A 19,755-nucleotide genomic window follows, 5' to 3' on the forward strand; every position below is an offset into this window, starting at 1 on the left:
GAGAAAATGGCAGGAAGAATTAAAGGGATTACGATTGAAATTGGTGGAGAAACTACTGGTCTTCAAAATGCTTTAAAAGATGTTAATAAACATAGTAACGATTTAGCTAAAGAGCTTAAAGATGTAGAACGCCTATTAAAATTCAATCCGGGTAATGTGGAAGCCTTAGCACAAAAACAACAGTTACTTACACAACAGATTGAAAATACAACACAAAAGCTAGATAAATTAAAGGCAGCGGAACAACAAGTTCAAGCTCAATTTCAAAACGGTAAAATTTCTGAAGAACAATATCGTGCGTTCAGGCGTGAGATTGAATTTACAGAAGGGTCTCTTAATGGTCTGAAAAATAAGCTTGGAAACATGAAAGCCGAGCAGGAAAGTGTAGCTAGTTCCACAAGACAATTAGAAACGTTATTCAGAGCTACAGGGAAAAGCGTTGATGATTTTGCAGGAGCCTTAGGAAATCGTCTTGTGAATGCAATTAGAAACGGAACGGCTACAAGTAAGCAGTTAGAGCAAGCAATTGGAATTATCGGAAAAGAAGCATTAGGCGCAGGGACAGATATTGATAAATTACAACGCGCGCTAAGATCTGTGGATGCAGGTAATTCGATACGACAGGTACAAAATGAATTAAGGGATTTACAACAAGAAGCTGGGAGAACAGAAAAAAAGTTTGAAGGCTTAAAAATAGGATTAGAAAATGTTATTGGCGGATTGGCAGCAGGTGGCGGAATTGCAACGGCTGTTGAAAAAGCAATGGATATGTCAAAGTTGAAAACTAAAATCGATATATCTTTTGATGTCCCTGAATCCTCAAAAAAATCAGTAGAAGAAGCAATAAGAGGCGTAACCGCTTATGGAGTGGATGCTGAAGAATCACTTGCAGGTGTACGCAGGCAATGGGCTTTAAATAAAGATATCAGTGATGAAGCGAATGCATCTATCGTTAAAGGAGCAGCAACAATTGCGCAATCCTATGAAGGAATAGATTTTACTGAATTAATTCAAGAAACATACGAAATAGGAAATGAATTAGGTATATCTCAAGAGAGTGCTCTTGGTATGGCTGATTCTTTATTAAAAATGGGATTTCCGCCAGAACAGCTAGACATCATTGCTGAATATGGTGGTCAGTTAACTCGCGCTGGTTTTAAGGCTGAAGAAGTACAAGCTATTATGGAAGCTGGCGTCGAAACTGGTAGTTGGAATATTGATAATTTATTAGATGGATTGAAAGAAGGGCGCATTCAATTAGCTGAGTTTGCTCAAGGGGCAGATAAAGCTTTAAAAGAGGCGCTTGATGGTTCAGGTATTGCAACTGAACAAATCGAGAAATGGGGGCAAGCTGTCGCTAAGGGCGGAAGTGACGGTTCGAAAGCTATGGTGGAAGTAGCTAAAGCGATAGAAGGAATAGAAGATCCAGTTAAGAGAAATGAAGTTGGAGTGAAAGTGTTCGCAACGATGTTCGAAGATCAAGGACAAAATATAACGAATACTTTAATAGGCGCTTCCGAAAAAACAGTAGACTTTCAAAAGAATTTCGAAAAATTAACGGATTCTACGAAGAAATTAGATGCGAACCCAGCAGTTAAATTTCAAAAAGCAATGCAAGATTTACAAGTTGCACTTAAACCAGTTCTTAGTGTTATAGCTGACGTTGTTGCCAAAATAGCTGATTGGATTTCTAATAATCCTAAATTAGCCGCTACATTGGCAGCTATCGCAGTTGCTATTGGTGTAATTGCAGGAGCATTTATGGCTTTAGCGCCGATAGTTGTCGTCATATCGAGTATAGGGGCTGCAATGATGGGATGGGTAGCATTAATAGCTATTGTAGTAGCTGCGGTTGTTGCTTTAGGTATTACTATATATCAAAATTTTGATTCTATAAAACAATGGACGATAGACGCCTTTAATTCTATAGGTGAATATTTATCGAACTTGTGGAGTGGAATAGTTGAAACATCATCCGCTTGGCTATCTTCTCTTGTAGAATCAGTGTCTAGTTGGTGGTCCTCTTTAGTAGAATCAACGACAACATGGTTATCATCAATGGTCGAAACGGCATCAACTTATTGGTCCTCTTTAGTAGAGACGGCATCTTCATGGCTATCTTCTTTAGTGGATACAGCAACCGGATGGTGGTCTTCACTTGTCGAATCAGCATCGACTTGGTTATCTTCGCTTGTTGAAACAGCATCTAGCTGTTGGGCATCTCTAGTAGAAACGGCGACAAGTTGGTTATCATCTTTAGTTGAAACTGTATCAAGTTGGTTCTCTTCAATGGTCGAAACAGCATCTCAATTCTTTATGCAATTGTTCCAAAAATGGCAAGAAATTTGGACTTCTATACTTACATTTTTAGATCCAATTATTTCGTTAATTTCAACGGTACTTCAAGCTGGGTGGTTATTAATACAAGCGGGAGCGCAAATTGCCTGGGTCGCAATATGTCAATATATTGTTCAGCCGATTCAAGAAGCTTATGATTGGGTAAGTAAACAGATTGGCGAATTGGTGTCATGGCTTGGCACACAATGGGAAATAGCAAAGGCTGCTGCACAAATTGGATGGGGTTTATTGAAACAATATATTATTCAACCTGTTCAAGATACGTGGAATTTAGTCAAAGAAAAATTTGGTGATTTGGTTAACTGGTTAAGCCAACAATGGGAAATTGCGAAGTTAGCAGCACAAATTGGTTGGTCTTTGTTCAAGCAATATATTATTCAGCCAGTCCAGGAAACTTGGACCTTGGTGAAGCAAAAATTTAGTGATTTAATTTCTTGGCTTGGTACGCAGTGGGAATTAGCGAAATCTTATACACTTTCAGCCTGGAATTTGGTAAAACAGTATGTAATCCAACCAGTTCAAGAATTGTGGAATGCAACGAAACAAAAGCTTTCAGATTTAGCTAACTGGATATTAGGAAATTGGGAATCTATAAAATCTTATACACTCGCAGCTTGGAATTTAGTGAAGCAATACGTAATTAATCCGGTCACTGAAACGTATAATCAAGCCAAACAAAAATTCACTGATTTATATAATTCAGCGCGCGAGAAGTTTGATTCCGTGAAGAATGCCGCACAAGAAAAATTTGAAGCGGCAAAAAGATTTATTATGGATCCAATAAGAGATGCAGTTGATGGGGTAAAGGGGTTCATTGATAAAATCAAAGGATTCTTTGATAATTTGAAGTTGAAAATTCCTAAACCTGAAATGCCTAAAATGCCGCACTTTAGTTTAGAAACTAGTACAAAAAATGTACTGGGTAAAGACGTTACTTATCCATCAGGAATTAATATTGATTGGCGCGCTAAAGGAGGTATTTTCACTAAACCAACTATATTTGGTATGAATGGTGGAAACTTGCAAGGTGCCGGTGAAGCTGGGGATGAAGCGGTTTTACCTTTAAACAAAAAGACACTTGGAGCTATTGGTGCTGGAATCGTAGCAGCGATGCCGCAAGAACAATCCTTTGGTATTCCTGGAAATGTAACTCAGTTAATGGGCGATATGAGCCGTATGATGGCCAGCTCTATGAGCCAGTTATCAGGATTAAAGTCCGTCATGAGTGGTGTGTATGGAAGTATGTCGAATAGCAGACAAGCTATGACAAATAGCGTATCAAATCAAGTGATAAATTATTCGTCTGGATCATCTGGTGGTGGAGCCATTCCAATGCTTGGTGGTGATTTAGTTGTTGAAGTTCCTGTTGTTTTAGAGGGACGAGATGTGGCACGTGGTACGTATCGATATACAAAAGAATATCAAGATCGAGAAGAGCAAAGAAACTCAGCCTTTTAGGTTTGGGTTTCTCTTATTTTATAAAGAAATGAGGTGGGAAAATGAGTTCTTTTACATTTAATAACGAACGGAAAAAATACATCCAAATAGAAAAAGGATGGAGCCCACCAACATGGGCACCTCTAAAACGTAATTTCTTAAAAACACCTGGATATCCAGGTGCAAGATTATTAGGAATGGAAACAGATCCTCGTCCACTTCCTGTCCCTGTGGGAATTATCGTTCCAGATGGAACGGATTTAGAAACGTTAAAAGAAGAAATAGCAGCTTGGTTAATTACAGAAGAAGCGGTTGAGCTAGTTTTTGATGCAACTCCTGAAAGAACATATTTGGCTGTGATTGATGAAGATTTTAATCCTGATGATTTCGTTACGTTAGGTAAAGGTACTTTAAAGTTTACTTGTCCAATGCCTTATAAATTAGGACCTACTCAAATAGTAGATTTTCAAACAGGTGCACGCGGGTTGATGGCAAATGTTCAAAACAAAGGAACTGTTCATTCTAATCCTATTATTGAGATTGACATTACGAAACCAAACACTTTTTTAGATGTATGGTTTGGTGGGATATCTTTAAATGATCGAGATTATTTTCGTATCGGAATGCCACTAAAAACTGTGGAAAAGCCTGTAGAAAGGAATCAACGAATATTATGGGATGAAATGGCTACCACTGTAGGGTGGAGTAAAGTCAGTGCAATGGAAGATGGTGAGCCAGTCGGTGAAATGAAATCAGATAAATATCAATTTTATTGTTCTGATTTCGGTACTGGAACAGGTAAAGGATGGCATGGTGCAGCTGTTAAAAAGAGTATACCTGGTGGTCCAGTACAAGATTTTATTATGCAAGCCTACGTTACTTGTAAGAGTAAGAAAATCAATGAAATGGGACGAGTTGAGATAGCAATACTCGATGAAAATAGTAAGGTACTTTCAAAAATTGCTATGAATGATCTCTATTGGCAAGCTGAACAAAATTTTGGAACGATGGTTATCGGATACGATAACAAACCAGGGAAAACAGGACTGATTTATGAGAGCGGTGATTATCCAAATACATGGAATCAATATTTTGGTCGATTGTGGATAGCTAGAATTGGGAATGTATGGGAAGCCTATATTTCAAAATTTATTCCTGGGACAGGAAAAGATGATTCAGAACGTTTTGCACGGTGGACAGATGAAAATAACTATCACATGGAAAAAGCAGCACAAATCCAGATTAGTATTATGCAATGGCAAGATGTACCGCCAGTAGAAGCGATGTCCGTTAGTGATTTAAAGTTTTGGAAAGTGAATTTAAATACAAAAAACACACCGCCTTATATAGTAGATGTCGGCGATAAAGTTGTGATTGATACAGAAAATAGTCATGTAACGATTGAAGGGAAGGATGCGATTAATATTAAAGACATTTTCAGTAATTTCCCTGTCATTAATAAAGGTACTAATATACTAGAAATCATGCCTTCTGATATCGGAACAGCCAGGGTTAAATATAGGGAGCGATTTAGATGAGAACACCAAGTGGAGTCTTGCATATTATTGATTTTAAGACTAGTCAAATCGTTTCGGCTATACAACCAAAAGATTATTGGGATGATAAACGTCATTGGAAAATCAAGAATAATATCGATACTTTAGAGTTTAAAGTATTTGATAACACGAAACATGCAGCAACACTTATGCAACAAAACTTAGTATTAAAAGAAGTAAGGGATGGGCGTATCGTTCCATATGTAATTACTGAAATTGAAAAGAATTCTGATGATAGATCAGTAACCGCTTATGCATCAGGAGAATGGATTCAACTTGCTAAAGCGGGAATTATCCCTCCACAAAAACTAGAAGGTAAGACAGTAATTGAAATGGTGGATATCGCTCTTGCGGGTACAAAGTGGAAAAAAGGAGATTTGGAATACGCTAGTTTCCATTCTATGACAATTGATGAATTTATTGATCCACTGTCTTTTCTTAAAAAAGTAGCTTCATTATTTGAATTAGAAATTCAATATCGTGCTGAAGTTGTAGGTTCTCAAGTTGTTGGGCGTTATGTAGATATGGTGAAGAAGCGTGGTCGAGAAACAGGAAAAGAAGTAACGCTTGGTAAAGATTTGATGGGGATTAAGCGCATTGAGAACTCTAAAAACATTTGTACAGCCTTACTGGGTTTCGTGAAAAAAGAAGGCGGAGAGTTTGTTACTATTACTGAAATAAATAATGGTCTTCCTTATCTTGTGGACAGCGATGCATTCCAAAGATGGAATGAAAAAGGTAAACATAAATTTGGCTTTTATACTCCAGAAACAGAAGAAGACATAACGCCAAAACGGTTAATGACTCTTATGAAAACAGAGTTAGCAAAACGTATAAATACATCTTATACGTATGATGTTCAAGCACAAAGTATAGGGCGAGTATTCGGATTAGCTCATGAGTTAATCAATGAGGGAGATTCAATTCGAATTAAGGATACAGGTTTTACACCAAAATTGTATTTAGAAGCGAGAACAATTGCTGGTGATGAATCATATAAAAATCCATTGCAAGATAAATATGTATTTGGTGATTATCGCGAAATTGTTGACCCAAATGAGGAATTAAGAAAGATTTATAACCGTATCCTTAGTTCATTAGGTAATAAGCAAGAAATGATAGATCAGCTAGATGAATTAGTAAAAAAAGCTAATGAAACCGCTGGTAATGCACAAAAAGAATCAGAAGCAGCCAAAACACTTGCTGAAAAGGTTCAAGAGAATCTTAAAAATAATACCGTTGAAATTATAGAAGCTAAGAATCCGCCGACAACAGGATTAAAGCCCTATAAAACACTTTGGCGTGATATTAGCAATGGAAAGCCTGGTATTTTAAAAATATGGACAGGTACAGCTTGGGAATCGGTTGTACCAGACGTTGAATCAGTAAAAAAAGAAACACTTGAGCAGGTTAATAAAGATATTGAGTCCACAAAAACAGAGTTGAATAAAAAAGTTCAAGAAGCACAAAATCAAGCCACAGGACAAGTCAATGAAGTGAAGGAAAGCTTACAAGGCGTCAGTCGTACGATTTCAGATGTACAAAATAAACAAGGTGAAATTGATAAGAAGGTAACTAAGTTTGAACAGGATTCTAACGGATTTAAACAATCCATTGAATCGTTAACTAAAAAAGATAGTGAAATCAGTAATAAATTAAATACAGTTGAGTCAACTGTGGAAGGCACAAAAAAAACAATCTCTGAAGTGCAACAAGCAACTAATACTTTAAAGCAAACCACTACTGAGATTAAAGAACAAGTTGGTAAAATTACTGAAAAATTAGAGAGTGTAGATAAAAAGACAGATACTTTAAATGAAACTTTCACTCGAAAAACGACCGATATTGAAAAGAGCGTAGAAGGTGTTAAATCTACTGTATCAACTGTCCAAAACAATCAAACTGGGTTCAATCAGCGTATTACTACTGTGGAACAAACAGCAAGCGGATTATCTTCCACAGTGAGCGGTTTAAACAATGTAGTTTCAGATCAAGGTAAGAAACTTACTGAAGCAAACACAAAACTTGAACAACAAGCAACGGCAATTGGAGCAAAAGTTGAACTTAAGCAAGTAGAGGATTATGTTGCTGGCTTTAAAATTCCTGATTTGAAGAATGTGGTTAATCAAAATAAAGAAGATTTATTATCCGAATTAGCTAACAAGCTTGCAACTGAGCAATTTAATCAAGAGATGACTATGATCGATAACCGTTTTAGTGTTAATGAGAAAGGTATCGATTTAGCAGCAAAAAAGACAGAAGTATATACAAGAACGCAAGCAGATGGAGAATTTGCTAAAGATTCCTATGTAAGAGATATGGAATCACGCCTTGAGCTAACAGAAAAAGGCGTTAGTATATCGGTAAAAGAAAACGGTGTAATCGCAGCATTCAATATGAGTAAAGAGAATATTACATTGAATGCGAACAAGATTAACTTAGTAGGTTTTATTACAGCAAATCATATTAAAGGACAAGTTTTAGAAGGAGTGACTTTAAAGACTACAGGAGATTCCGAACAAAGATTTATTCAGATTAATAAACAAAACATACGTCTATATGATAAAAATGAAATACGTGGATTTTTAGGGTTTTATGATAGATCAACAGACGGAGGACTCCAACCAACTTTTATTTTAGGGCGAGACAGTGCGCAGGGGTCAATGAACGGTTCATTTGCACTTACACAAGTAACTCCAAGGGTAAATGGAGTAGATGATTTTGACACATCATATGCAACTCTAGGTATGGTTGCATACTATAACCCTACTACAAATGAATTTTCTAGAAGTTCACAAATTACATTCTATCGTGATGGCGGGCATATGAATATAAGTGCTGATGGAAGGCTTACTTTACAGTCTAAAAATGATGTTTATATAGGAACAGAAGGTATTGCTGGAACTTATGGCGGTCGTGTGTATGTAAATGCGGCTAGTTATGCATGGATAAAGGCTAGCAAAGAAGTATATATCGAATCTGGTAATGGTAACTGGACTTTTTCAAAAACCAACAAACCAAGTGAGCAAAATGCACCTGGTATAAAAGACGATGATATGAATGCTGATTTTAGACTTGCTTATGTTCTAATGAGGTCTTCTCACGCCTCTGGTTATCAAGGTAGCCTTCAAATTAAAAGTGTTAATGGTAATGAATTTAGGGATTTAGAAGCTCGTTATATTAAGGCTGTATCCTTACAACAGACATCTACGAGAAAGATTAAAACAGCTATTAAGGATATTGAAATTAATTCACTTGATAAGTTTATGGGACTTAAAGTGCAACAGTATTACTTTAAGTCTGATATGGATAGATTGTATGAGATGAGGGAGAACAGAAAAGAAGGAGATCCATTACCTACTGTTAAAGATATCCCTCTACAATATGGGTTTATAGCAGAGGATTCTGATGATGTATTTACTACAGTAGAAAAGGAAGCTATTAATCTATATCCTGTAGTTTCTCTTGCAATCGATGCAACACAAAATATATATATTGAACTTAAAGAAGAGAATAAACAACTCAAACAGCGAGTAGCAACACTTGAAAATGATGTATCAGAAATGAAAGCATTACTTCAAAAATTAATTAGTTAAAACCAAGGGAGCAGCAAACGCTGGTCTTTTTTATTTTGCATAAAGGAGTGATTTTATGACATTCAAAACACGAGAACTTACTGTAGATTTAGTAGATGAGATATCCACAAAAGAAATACGTTTTTCACAAGGTGATAAAAATTCCGCTAAATTAGTATTAAATATAACAAATCAAGGAGAGGAATTAGATTTAAGCAAAGCAATAGCGGTTCGAATCACTTTTAGAAAGCCAGACGGTACAACGGTGTTTCAGGAAGATTTGCAACCGATTAATGCAATGAAAGGGAAATATCAAATTATCTTAAAAACACAAACTCTAGCAGCAGCAGGGAATGTGTATGGGCAAGTTCGAATTTTTGAAAAGGATCAGGAGTTAGATGCAGAACCGTTTGGATTTACTGTTAAACAATCATATTCAGGTAATGGTGCCGTTGAATCTACAAACGAATTTACAATTATCCAAAAAGCGATTGAAGCAGGGGAGAAACTTAAAGGAGTAGATATTGACGGTATTATTGCAGCTGGAGCTAAGGCAGATGCAGCAGTTAAAAAAGCCGGAGACCGAATGACTGGTGTATTAGAATTGGACAATGAACTTAGATTCAATTTACCGCTAAATACGCAACAGCTATTGTTTAAAGGAGACGGAACTGCAACTAAATCAGTGTGGCTCGCTAAATCTCAAGAAGGAATAGTTATCGTTGCAGAATTAACTCCGGGAGGTGGCACAAGAGACTGGGCTAACGCTGTATATGTTGGAGGAAGTCAAAACGGTGTTGTCAAAAAAACGGATATATTCAGCACCTACACTAGACCGGATGGACGGACAAATAACATCAACGATCAAGATTTAAATAACCTTATCGAAAGTGGTATATATTCCGGTCAAAGGTTAGCTAATAACCCTGAAGGAGCGGCGGCAACTTCTACATTCTATTACATTGAAGTTTCTCGTCATGCGTCCGTGGGGTTCGTGAAACAAGTAGCTACTACTTTAGCAACGGCGACTCCTAGGGTTTGGGTAAGAGTTATGAATAATACGTCATGGGGTCCTTGGATTCAACAAATTGACGATAGAGGCGGAACAGTTAACGGTGAGTTGACGATGGCCGTTGATAAAAATCTAAGTTTTAAAACGGGAGATTACGAGTTTAAACATAGAGCGCAATTAGGTAATAACAAACTAATTATGCAAAGTGTTCATCCTACTGAAGGGAATAAATTCGTATGGGAGTACCAAGGTGCTACTAATACGTTCACGATGAACGCAGATACAAATCTGTTAAAGAAAAATGGAGACACGATGACAGGTAGTCTTTACATGGATGCATCAACGTCTAATAGATCATATGGGTGGAGAAGAGCAGATGGAAAACTGCACTATATTTACGGCGGTGCTGATGCGGTAGCATTATTCTCTGAAGTAACCAATAAATCAGCGTGGCAATACACTCCCTCAACAGATACGTTCAATGTACATGCGGTAAACACCAACATTGTAACTAAAGCTAAAGACGGACTAGCTAATTTAACTCTGACAGCGGATGCTACAAACGCCAATGCTAGCTATATGCCAATAGCCGATAGAAGAGGTAATACCGTAACGGTTCGTATGGAAATAACTAGAAATGAAGGTTCTGCTAACTCATTGGTATGCACACTTCCAACGGACATGCGCCCAGTTAATACTTTAAGTTTTATGTGTTTTTCTAATGATGGTACACCTGTTTCTGTTAATGTATCGTGGAATGGAGAAATTAACGTATTTACAGCAGGAAAACGAATTAAGCTTGTAGCTACCTACGTAGCAAACTAAGGGAGGGCTTTAAGTGGCTAAATATTACGGTTATTGTTATGACAAAGATGGAAAGTTCACAAAAATGATTCCTTTGGAAGAGAAAGCGATTCTCGAGAAACAAACATTCTATCGAGAAGAAATAAAAGAGATTATCACAGAAGAGAAATTATGCTCATTACATCAATCAATTGTGGACGGTACTTATGTGCCTGATCAAGAGGATGCAGAAGAACCAATCAATAAATACGATTGTCCTGATTGCATAATGAGAAATGTAGATTATGAACCTATTAAAGTACCTTATCAAGAAGATGTTGTTATAGGTTATGAGCCTGACATTCCTGAGAATTGTACTTTAGAAGTTTGTCCTGACGGTATTTATTATCCTAAGTTTGTGGACGGTAAATGGGTTAAAACAGTTGAGCCAAAGCCTGAAGAACCGCAACCAGAGGAACCATCGGAGTTAGAAAAACTGAAAATCAAACAGGATTTAATGCAACAGGCTCTAGATGAATTATTACTCGGAGGGATGTAAGATGGCAAATTATTTAGCTCAAAGGGTTATTGATGAAGCATTTCCATACGATTATGTTATTTCAAAGCGTTCAGACTTACAAAGTGGTATTGACTTATATCTAATTAAAAACCAAAGAGAAGACTTAATTACAAGCGCGCAATAGTGGGCTTTTTATTTTGTATAAAATACGGCTTTTATAGATTAAGAGGGGCATATTATGTGCTTCTCTATTTATTTTGCATAAAGGAGTGAAAAGATGGCTGAACTAAAACATGATGATATGAAAGAACTACTTGTTGGACTGACGAGGGTAGAAACAAAACTCGACACTTTAGGAAATGTAAAAGAAGTAGCCATTGAAGCGCAACAATCAGCAAAAAGTGCTCATATGCGTGTAGATCGATTAGATAAGTTAGTGTTTTGGATTGGTACTACAGTAGTTGGAGCTATTATCACCGGTGGGATAATGGCTCTTTTTAAATTCGCAGGGAAGTGATCGTATATACGGTCACTTTTTTACTTGAAAGGAAGTGAGAATATGAAAAATTTAGATGCAGCTTCAATTAGTCGCTACGTTGTATTGGTAATTGCTGTGATTAATAGTGTCTTAAATCTTGTGGGATACCAAACGATTGATGACAAAATCACGAATGATTTAGTGGCTGTAATTACAGGCGCTTTCACTTTATATATGGCTTGGAAGAACAACTATTTGAGCAACAAAGGGTTACAACAAAAAGATGTATTAGAAAAAAATAACTTACACTAAGAGGAGATGTTTAGTAATGGAAATCAAAAAAATGTTAGTATCAGAAAGTCGTTATTCAGTATTATGTCCATATCCTATGACACCAACGGAAATTACCTTCCACAACACTTATAATGATGCTACAGCATTAAACGAACGTAACAACGTCGCTAATAATAGTACAGGTACTTCGTTCCATATCGTTGTAGACGATAAAGAAGCTATTCAATTAATTCTGTTTAATAGAAATGCTTGGCATGCAGGTGATGGGAATGGACCGGGTAATCGTAATAGTATTGGCATAGAGATTTGTTATTCTATGTCAGGTGGGGAAAGATACCGACAAGCTGAATTGAATGCAATTCAAGTAATCCGTCAGTTAATGGATATGTTTAATATTCCAATTTCTAAAGTTAAAACACACCAAGAGAGAAATGGAAAGTATTGCCCTCATAGAATGATTAATGAAGGGCGTGTGCAGTGGTTTAAACAACAATTAGTTTCTGGTGTAACAATTCAAATTCCAGAAACACCACAGATTCCACAACCATCAATTACAAGTGGGACAGGTGTTGTTTATATTACTGGTAAAAACGTGAACTTACGAAAAGGACCAGGTACTCAATATGATTCAATTAGAAAGCTAAATGCACCTGAAAACTATAAAGTATGGGGACGTTCTGGAGGATGGCTTAATTTAGGTGGCGATCAGTGGGTTTACGAAAACTCAGAGTGGTTACATTTCGAAGCGGATGGACAATCATCCACAACTTCGCAACCTTCAAATGATGGTGTAGGGGTAGTTACTATTACAGCAGATGTATTACGCGTTCGTACTGGACCAGGAACAAACTACGGTATTGTAAAAAACGTGTACCAAAGTGAAAGATATCAGTCTTGGGGATATAGAGATGGTTGGTATAATGTTGGTGGTGATCAATGGGTTTCAGATGAGTATGTAAAGTTTGAAAGGTAAAAAAATTATATGGATGTAAATGTGAAGTTCTTTTTTTACAAAAGAAAAGTTTTATGAACAAAAATTATTATCTGGTTCTATATGTAGATAATTATATATTGATTTTCATCTTTGCAGATGTTAGTGTAAAGGTACCGTTTCTTATTTATCTATGAACCAGTATCTGTAGAACGAATAGATTAATTTGAAAAAAATCCCCTTTTGCACCTATATGCAGAAGGGGATTTTTGTTTTTATGAGATTTAAAATTTACTTTTAGATAATGCCTTTAATATAGGATTTATAATTTTACTCAACAAACGAAATGCGTTAAATATTGAACGAACGACCTTCATAAAGTTAGAGTTCTTTTTCATTTGGTATGTACCGTCCTTTAAATCTGATTATAGATCAGATATTTTTCTAACTTCTTTTTCCTTCGCTTTAAATTCCTTTTTATATTGCTTGAAATCTTGTTTATCCACTTTGAATTTTTCGCCAGTAGCAACATTCTTCACTAAGTATGTTTTAGTTATTGAGAAATAATAAATTAAAAATAATATACAAGATATTGAAAAAGTGGGGATGCCTAAGATTAATACAATAATAAACAACGTTATATCTAATCCCGTAAACATGCGTTGCAAGACAATCCTCTTTCCAGCAACAGCTTCTGATTGCTGTAATTGTTGCATACGTTGTAAGGGTGCGACTGTATCATAACTCATGAAATAACCACCTTGTTATATCGTTAGCTTACTTGATTAATATTCTTTGTCCACTTTTCGTAACTCTGACTGTGTAAGTCCATATGTCTCTGTTGTACAACCTGCTAACAACATAACAGGTAATGCTAAAGCTAACATTTTACGTTTTATTGTCACATAACCCTTTGAATACTTAGTTTTGTGCGTCTTTTATTTCATTTAACGTTAAAGCCATTGTATCTAAATACTCCATCATAGCATCTAAGTTTGCTTGGGCTTTTTCAGTATCATTTTCATTAAAAGCGATAAACGCTTGGTCTACTACCTGTTTGATTATTTTTGCATCGTCTCTTAACTGCACTTTGAAGTAATCGTAATCCTTAGGAGGTTCTATACTTGCTAACCTATCCATTCTTCCGCTGACTACACTTAATTGTCCCTTTAACTCTGATTTATTTGTTTGCATCGTTTTGTCTTTTTCAAGTAGTGATTTACTAGATTTTACTGCTGTTACTAACTCCTTAGAAGTCTCCTCTACCTCTTCTTGATACTGTTCCAAAGGTGAATAGTGTCTAGACTCGTTATTTAACTTCTTATCTATATACGCTAGTTCTTCAGCTAGTGTTCTACCTCCTCCAATTACAGCTTCTTTTACTACTTTATCGTTTGAGACTTCATTTTTATCTGTATCTTCTTTCTTTTCCGTTACCTCTTTTTCTTCCTTAGCTTTCTTTTCAGCAAGTAATTTTTCCTTTTCAGCAAGCAATTCTTCCTTTTCAGCAAGCAATTTTTCCTTTTCTTTGTATAGCTTATCTGCTTCTTTGTCTATTGACTCGTCTTTCTTCTTTCCCGACTCTGAAACCTTTAAGCTATCAGTCTTCTTCTCTTCTGTATTGTCCTTAGAACATCCTACCCATGCTACTAACATAAGTGGTAATGCTAAAAAACATATTAGTTTCTTTGCTTTCATTATGTATACTCCTTTTCAAAGTAATTGTAATTAATTAACATATTGTATCATAGCATAAATTATAAATACTAGATATATAAATTCCCTATCTTCACCGCGGAATTCATTTATTGTATTAATGAGGAATATAATATACATGCTTGGAAATGAAAATAAATTTACAGTCTGCGAAATGGACATATAATAGAAGAAAAAATACAATATACGATTCTCTGTCTTGGCAGAGTATGTAGATACAGGTGAGGAATTTACAATTGATGAGAAGGTAAATGTGGATGGTTCACTATGATTTAAGATACACAATAGCAAAAGGGTAACATATTATATAACGATAAATGAAACTTATGTATATGTATGGTAACTGTATATGTTACTACAATACAGTATACTCATAGGAGGTAGGTATGTGTTTGATAAAAATGAAATAAAAAAAACAAATGAGGTACTTCAAGCTAATGCATTAGATCCAAATATAATTGGCCCTACACTTCCCCCTATTCCACCATTTACTTTACCAACGGGTCCAACAGGTCCAACGGGTCCAACAGGTCCAACGGGTCCAACGGGTCCAACGGGTCCAACGGGTCCAACGGGTCCAACGGGTCCAACAGGTCCAACGGGTCCAACGGGTCCAACAGGTCCAACGGGTCCAACAGGTCCAACAGGTCCAACGGGTCCAACGGGTCTAACAGGTCCAACGGGTCTAACAGGTCAAACAGGTTCAACAGGCCCAACGGGAGCAACAGAAGGTTGTCTTTGTGATTGTTGTGTTTTCCCTATGCAGGAAGTTTTACGACAACTTGTCGGGCAGACTGTGATTCTTGCTACTATTGCAGACGCACCAAACGTAGCCCCTCGTTTCTTTTTATTCAATATTACTTCCGTGAATGATTTTTTAGTTACAGTTACAGATCCAGTTAGCAATACAACCTTCGTGGTCAATATTTCTGATGTAATAGGGGTAGGGTTTTCACTAACAGTACCACCTCTAACATTACTTCCACCTACCGATTTAGGGTGCGAATGTGATTGTCGTGAACGACCAATTAGAGAATTACTAGATACACTGATTGGTTCTACAGTGAATCTTTTAGTAAGTAATGGCTCTATCGCAACAGGTTTTAATGTGGAACAAACAGCTCTTGGTATAGTGATAGGTACTTTGCCAATACCTATAAATCCACCTCCACCTCCACCTACACTCTTTAGATTCGCTATTTCAACTTGTAAAATTACAGCTGTGGATATAACTCCTACGGGGACATAGTTCATTTTTTTCAAGAAGTCCCGTTGCAATTTTTCTAAACTTGAGGAAAAATATATAATAGAAGAAAAATGAAAAATTCATTAGCTTTGTCATCACCCTGTTGGCGTCAACCTAATGCGCCTAATGGCTACAAAAGACATCTACTTCGTACCATTCGGCCAAGATGCACCAGAGAAAAAACCGAACTCAATGGTAGCTCGTATGGAGTTACTTGAAGATACAGTATTAGAAGCGCTACAAGGAAAACAATTACAACCTGTTGTTGTAGAAAAATTCAGATATATGAATTAAAAAACGAAAAAAACGTACAATTTTTGTTGAAACCATCATTCTTACTGTAGAATATGATAAAATTAACGTTATTAAGATTAGAGGGGGCATTGTAAGCTCCTTCTAATTCTAAGTTATAGAAGGATTGGTATCTAGAAAGGGGCATAGTGATGGAAAAGCAAAAAACTTTTCATGTCGCTGTAGTTGGAGCAACCGGCGCAGTTGGTGAACAAATGTTAAATACTTTAGAGAAACGAGAATTTCCAATTGGGAAGTTAACGTTACTTTCATCTAAACGATCTGCAGGTAAGAAACTTGTATTTAAAGGCGAAGAATTTACAGTTCAAGAGGCAACTCCTGAAAGTTTTGAAGGAGTAGATATTGCACTATTTAGTGCAGGTGGATCTGTATCGAAACAATTAGCGCCAGAAGCAGCAAAGCGCGGTGCAATTGTTGTTGATAATACAAGTGCATTCCGTATGACAGAAAACGTGCCACTTGTTGTACCTGAAGTAAATGAAAATGATTTAAAAGAACATAATGGTATTATTGCAAATCCAAACTGTTCTACAATTCAAATGGTAGTAGCTCTTGAGCCAGTTCGCCAGCAATATGGTTTAAAACGAGTAATCGTTTCCACATATCAAGCTGTATCAGGTGCTGGTGCGGCAGCTATTGAAGAACTTCATGAACAATCACAAGCAATCTTAAATGGCGAAGAAGTAAAGGCGAATGTTTTACCTGTATCAGGTGACGAAAAGCATTTCCAAATCGCTTTTAATGCTATTCCACAGATTGATAAATTCCAAGATAATGGATTTACATTCGAAGAAATGAAAATGATTAATGAAACGAAAAAAATTATGCATATGCCTGAATTAGAAGTAGCTGCGACATGTGTACGTCTACCAGTTGTATCGGGTCATTCCGAGTCTGTGTACATTGAAGTAGATAAAGAAGGCGTAACAGTAGAAGAAATGAAAAACTTACTTGCAAATGCAGAAGGTATTGTACTGCAAGATAATCCAGCAGAGCAGTTATATCCAATGCCAGCTACTGCAGTAGGTAAAAATGAAGTATTCGTTGGAAGAATCCGTAAAGATTTAAATAATGATAAAGGATTCCACCTTTGGGTCGTATCTGATAACTTATTAAAAGGCGCTGCATGGAATTCTGTTCAAATTGCAGAGCGCTTAGTAAAATTACAATTAGTGTAAACGGCTAAGAGAAGGTGCAAAATATGAAAATTATTGTTCAAAAATTTGGTGGTACATCAGTACGTGATGACAATGGGCGCAAGCATGCGCTTCACCATATAAAAAAATCGTTAGCTGCTGGTTATAAAGTAGTTACTGTCGTATCAGCAATGGGCCGTAAAGGTGAACCGTATGCAACTGATACGTTATTAAGTCTTGTAAATCAAGAGGAATCTAATATTTCTAAACGTGAGCAAGATTTATTATTATCATGCGGAGAATTAATCTCAGCAATTGTTTTCTCTAACATGTTGAATGAGAATGGTATAAAAGCAGCAGCATTAAATGGTGCGCAAGCTGGTTTTGTAACGAATAATGACTTTACGAATGCTAAGATTATTGAAATGAATTGCGATCGTATACATGAAGAGTTACAAAATGTAGATGTTATCGTCGTGACGGGATTCCAAGGTCAAACGAAAAATGGAGATACGACAACACTTGGACGCGGAGGTAGTGATACCTCAGCTTCAGCATTAGGTGTTGCGCTTCATGCTGAATATATCGATATCTTCACAGATGTTGAAGGTGTTATGACTGCGGATCCTCGTATCGTAAAAGATGCACGTCATCTTCAAACTGTAACATATAACGAGATTTGTAACATGGCTTATCAGGGTGCGAAGGTTGTTCATCCGCGTGCGGTTGAAATTGCGATGCATGCAAAAGTACCACTTCGTGTACGTTCTACGTATTCGGATAGTGAAGGTACGCTTATTGCGGCATATGATGGTGCTACAAAAGGGCAGGATGTAGAAGAACGTCCTGTTACAGGGATTGCCCATGTGTCAAACGTAACGCAAATTAAGGTGCTTGCAAAAGAAACTGCATATGATTTACAACAACACGTGTTTAAAGAAATGGCTAATGAAGGGATTAGTGTGGACTTAATTAACATTTCTCCTACCGGTGTAGCTTACACAGTAAAGGATAGTGTATCAGCGCGTGCAGTTGAGGTTTTAAAGCAACTTGGATATGATCCAGTTGTGACAGAGCATTGTGCGAAGGTTTCTATCGTTGGTGCTGGAATGGCAGGTATTCCAGGGGTTACAGCGAAAATTGTCACAGCTTTAGCGGAAAAAGGTATTCAAATTCTGCAATCAGCAGATAGTCATACGACAATTTGGGTTCTTGTAAAAGAAGCCGATTTAGTGGAGGCTGTGAATGCATTACATAGTGCATTTGAGCTTTCAAAAGAAAAGCAACTGGAACAATAAGGAGTGAGATCATGATAGATTTTGGGACAATTGCAACCGCGATGGTAACACCGTTTGATAAAAATGGTAATATCGATTTTGCAAAGACAACGAAATTGGTAAATTATTTAATTGATAACGGTACAACAGCAATCGTGGTAGGAGGGACGACTGGAGAATCTCCTACATTAACATCAGAAGAAAAAGTAGCGTTATATCGCCATGTCGTATCTGTTGTCGATAAAAGGGTGCCCGTCATCGCTGGAACAGGTAGCAATAATACGCATGCTTCTGTTGATTTAACAAAAAAGGCAACTGAAGTTGGTGTTGATGCAGTTATGCTAGTGGCACCGTATTATAATAAACCGAGTCAAGAAGGGATGTACCAGCACTTTAAAACAATCGCTGAAAGCACTCCGCTTCCGGTAATGCTATATAATGTTCCAGGACGATCTATTGTACAAATCTCCGTTGATACAGTTGTTCGTTTATCAGAAATCGAAAACATTGTTGCGATTAAAGATGCAGGCGGCGATGTATTAACAATGACAGAAATCATTGAAAAAACAGCGGACGACTTTGCAGTATACAGCGGTGATGATGGTTTAACATTACCAGCTATGGCAATTGGAGCAAAAGGTATTGTTTCTGTAGCATCTCATGTTATCGGGAATGAAATGCAAGAAATGATTGCTGCATTCCAAGCTGGAGAGTTCAAAAAAGCGCAGAAATTACATCAATTACTAGTAAAAGTAACGGATGCACTATTTATGGCGCCGAGCCCAACACCAGTAAAAACAGCATTACAAATGGTGGGATTAGATGTAGGTTCTGTACGTTTGCCACTTCTTCCATTAACGGAAGAAGAAAGAATAACGTTACAATCCGTAATGCAATCTATTCCTCGTTAATAAAAATGACCTAGTGTGAAACTAGGTCATTTTTATTTTGACTAACTATATGTAAGTGATGAAAATTAGCTATAGTTAATAGGCTGTAATAAGAAGGGGATGGCAGGGGGGAGAATTAGTAAGAAACTGATTACAGAGATAAGATTTTTTTAGTGAATATCGTTTCATGTTTATGTAAAGAATTTACATGAATATTTTTCCATCAAACTCTTA

General features: G+C 36.7%; 14 protein-coding genes and 3 pseudogenes. 15 read left to right on the plus strand and 2 right to left on the minus strand.

The genetic code is table 11. The features are described 5' to 3' along the window. Positions 1-6 precede the first annotated feature (6 nt). From ABH957_RS23185 to ABH957_RS23225, 9 genes and pseudogenes are all read left to right on the plus strand, one after another. Positions 7-3,816 carry a phage tail tape measure protein gene (locus ABH957_RS23185; protein WP_404512294.1) on the plus strand — a complete coding sequence of 1,270 codons (3,810 nt, stop codon included), beginning with the start codon at positions 7-9 and terminating at the stop codon, positions 3,814-3,816. Positions 3,817-3,857: 41 nt separating this feature from the next. After that, the gene (locus tag ABH957_RS23190) at positions 3,858-5,333 is read left to right on the plus strand and encodes a distal tail protein Dit (protein WP_404457417.1); all 1,476 of its coding nucleotides are present in this window, start codon (positions 3,858-3,860) and stop codon (positions 5,331-5,333) included. Next, entirely contained in the window at positions 5,330-8,947 is a 3,618-nt protein-coding gene (locus tag ABH957_RS23195; RefSeq protein WP_404512296.1) for a phage tail spike protein, read from the plus strand. Before ABH957_RS23190 ends, ABH957_RS23195 begins: the two co-directional genes overlap by 4 nt. A 55-nt stretch (positions 8,948-9,002) precedes the next feature. Further along, complete coding sequence (locus tag ABH957_RS23200) at positions 9,003-10,763, plus strand: BppU family phage baseplate upper protein (protein ID WP_404512298.1); 1,761 nt, start codon at positions 9,003-9,005, stop codon at positions 10,761-10,763. A gap of 13 nt (positions 10,764-10,776) precedes the next feature. Next, positions 10,777-11,262, plus strand: a pseudogene (locus ABH957_RS23205) (hypothetical protein); the annotation flags it as partial. 19 nt (positions 11,263-11,281) lie between these two features. Further along, positions 11,282-11,425: a hypothetical protein gene (locus ABH957_RS23210; RefSeq protein ID WP_404512302.1), complete on the plus strand. Its 144-nt coding sequence runs from the start codon at positions 11,282-11,284 to the stop codon at positions 11,423-11,425. Between the two features lie 93 nt (positions 11,426-11,518). Next, complete coding sequence (locus ABH957_RS23215; RefSeq protein ID WP_064056995.1) at positions 11,519-11,758, plus strand: hemolysin XhlA family protein; 240 nt, start codon at positions 11,519-11,521, stop codon at positions 11,756-11,758. A gap of 42 nt (positions 11,759-11,800) precedes the next feature. After that, positions 11,801-12,031 carry a phage holin gene (locus ABH957_RS23220; RefSeq protein ID WP_098356600.1) on the plus strand — a complete coding sequence of 77 codons (231 nt, stop codon included), beginning with the start codon at positions 11,801-11,803 and terminating at the stop codon, positions 12,029-12,031. Positions 12,032-12,047: 16 nt separating this feature from the next. After that, positions 12,048-12,986, plus strand: a complete 939-nt coding sequence (locus tag ABH957_RS23225) for an N-acetylmuramoyl-L-alanine amidase (RefSeq protein ID WP_404512304.1) — start codon at positions 12,048-12,050, stop codon at positions 12,984-12,986. Positions 12,987-13,369: 383 nt separating this feature from the next. On the opposite strand, the gene ABH957_RS23230 is transcribed toward ABH957_RS23225, so the two are convergent. Then, entirely contained in the window at positions 13,370-13,693 is a 324-nt protein-coding gene (locus ABH957_RS23230; RefSeq protein ID WP_404512306.1) for a hypothetical protein, read from the minus strand. A gap of 172 nt (positions 13,694-13,865) precedes the next feature. Next, on the minus strand, positions 13,866-14,642 hold the full coding sequence (locus ABH957_RS23235) for a hypothetical protein (RefSeq protein ID WP_404512308.1): 777 nt from the start codon (positions 14,640-14,642) through the stop codon (positions 13,866-13,868). A gap of 217 nt (positions 14,643-14,859) precedes the next feature. Here ABH957_RS23235 and ABH957_RS23240 point away from each other — a divergent pair. The 6 genes and pseudogenes from ABH957_RS23240 to dapA form a co-directional block, all read left to right on the plus strand. After that, positions 14,860-15,003, plus strand: a pseudogene (locus tag ABH957_RS23240) (N-acetylmuramoyl-L-alanine amidase); the annotation flags it as partial. A 45-nt stretch (positions 15,004-15,048) separates the two neighbouring features. Continuing rightward, entirely contained in the window at positions 15,049-15,909 is an 861-nt protein-coding gene (locus ABH957_RS23245) for an exosporium leader peptide-containing protein (RefSeq protein WP_404512310.1), read from the plus strand. Positions 15,910-16,011: 102 nt separating this feature from the next. Next, positions 16,012-16,200 (plus strand): annotated as a pseudogene (gene spoVFB, locus ABH957_RS23250) (dipicolinate synthase subunit B); the annotation flags it as partial. A 149-nt stretch (positions 16,201-16,349) separates the two neighbouring features. Beyond that, entirely contained in the window at positions 16,350-17,396 is a 1,047-nt protein-coding gene (gene asd, locus ABH957_RS23255) for an aspartate-semialdehyde dehydrogenase (protein ID WP_002014577.1), read from the plus strand. A gap of 23 nt (positions 17,397-17,419) precedes the next feature. Continuing rightward, positions 17,420-18,652 carry an aspartate kinase gene (gene dapG / locus ABH957_RS23260; protein WP_002137918.1) on the plus strand — a complete coding sequence of 411 codons (1,233 nt, stop codon included), beginning with the start codon at positions 17,420-17,422 and terminating at the stop codon, positions 18,650-18,652. A gap of 11 nt (positions 18,653-18,663) precedes the next feature. Then, positions 18,664-19,542, plus strand: a complete 879-nt coding sequence (gene dapA / locus ABH957_RS23265) for a 4-hydroxy-tetrahydrodipicolinate synthase (protein ID WP_002014579.1) — start codon at positions 18,664-18,666, stop codon at positions 19,540-19,542. The last annotated feature ends 213 nt before the right edge of the window (positions 19,543-19,755 follow it).

This window comes from Bacillus sp. RC242, assembly GCF_044908245.1.
GTDB classification, from domain to species: domain Bacteria; phylum Bacillota; class Bacilli; order Bacillales; family Bacillaceae_G; genus Bacillus_A; species Bacillus_A mycoides.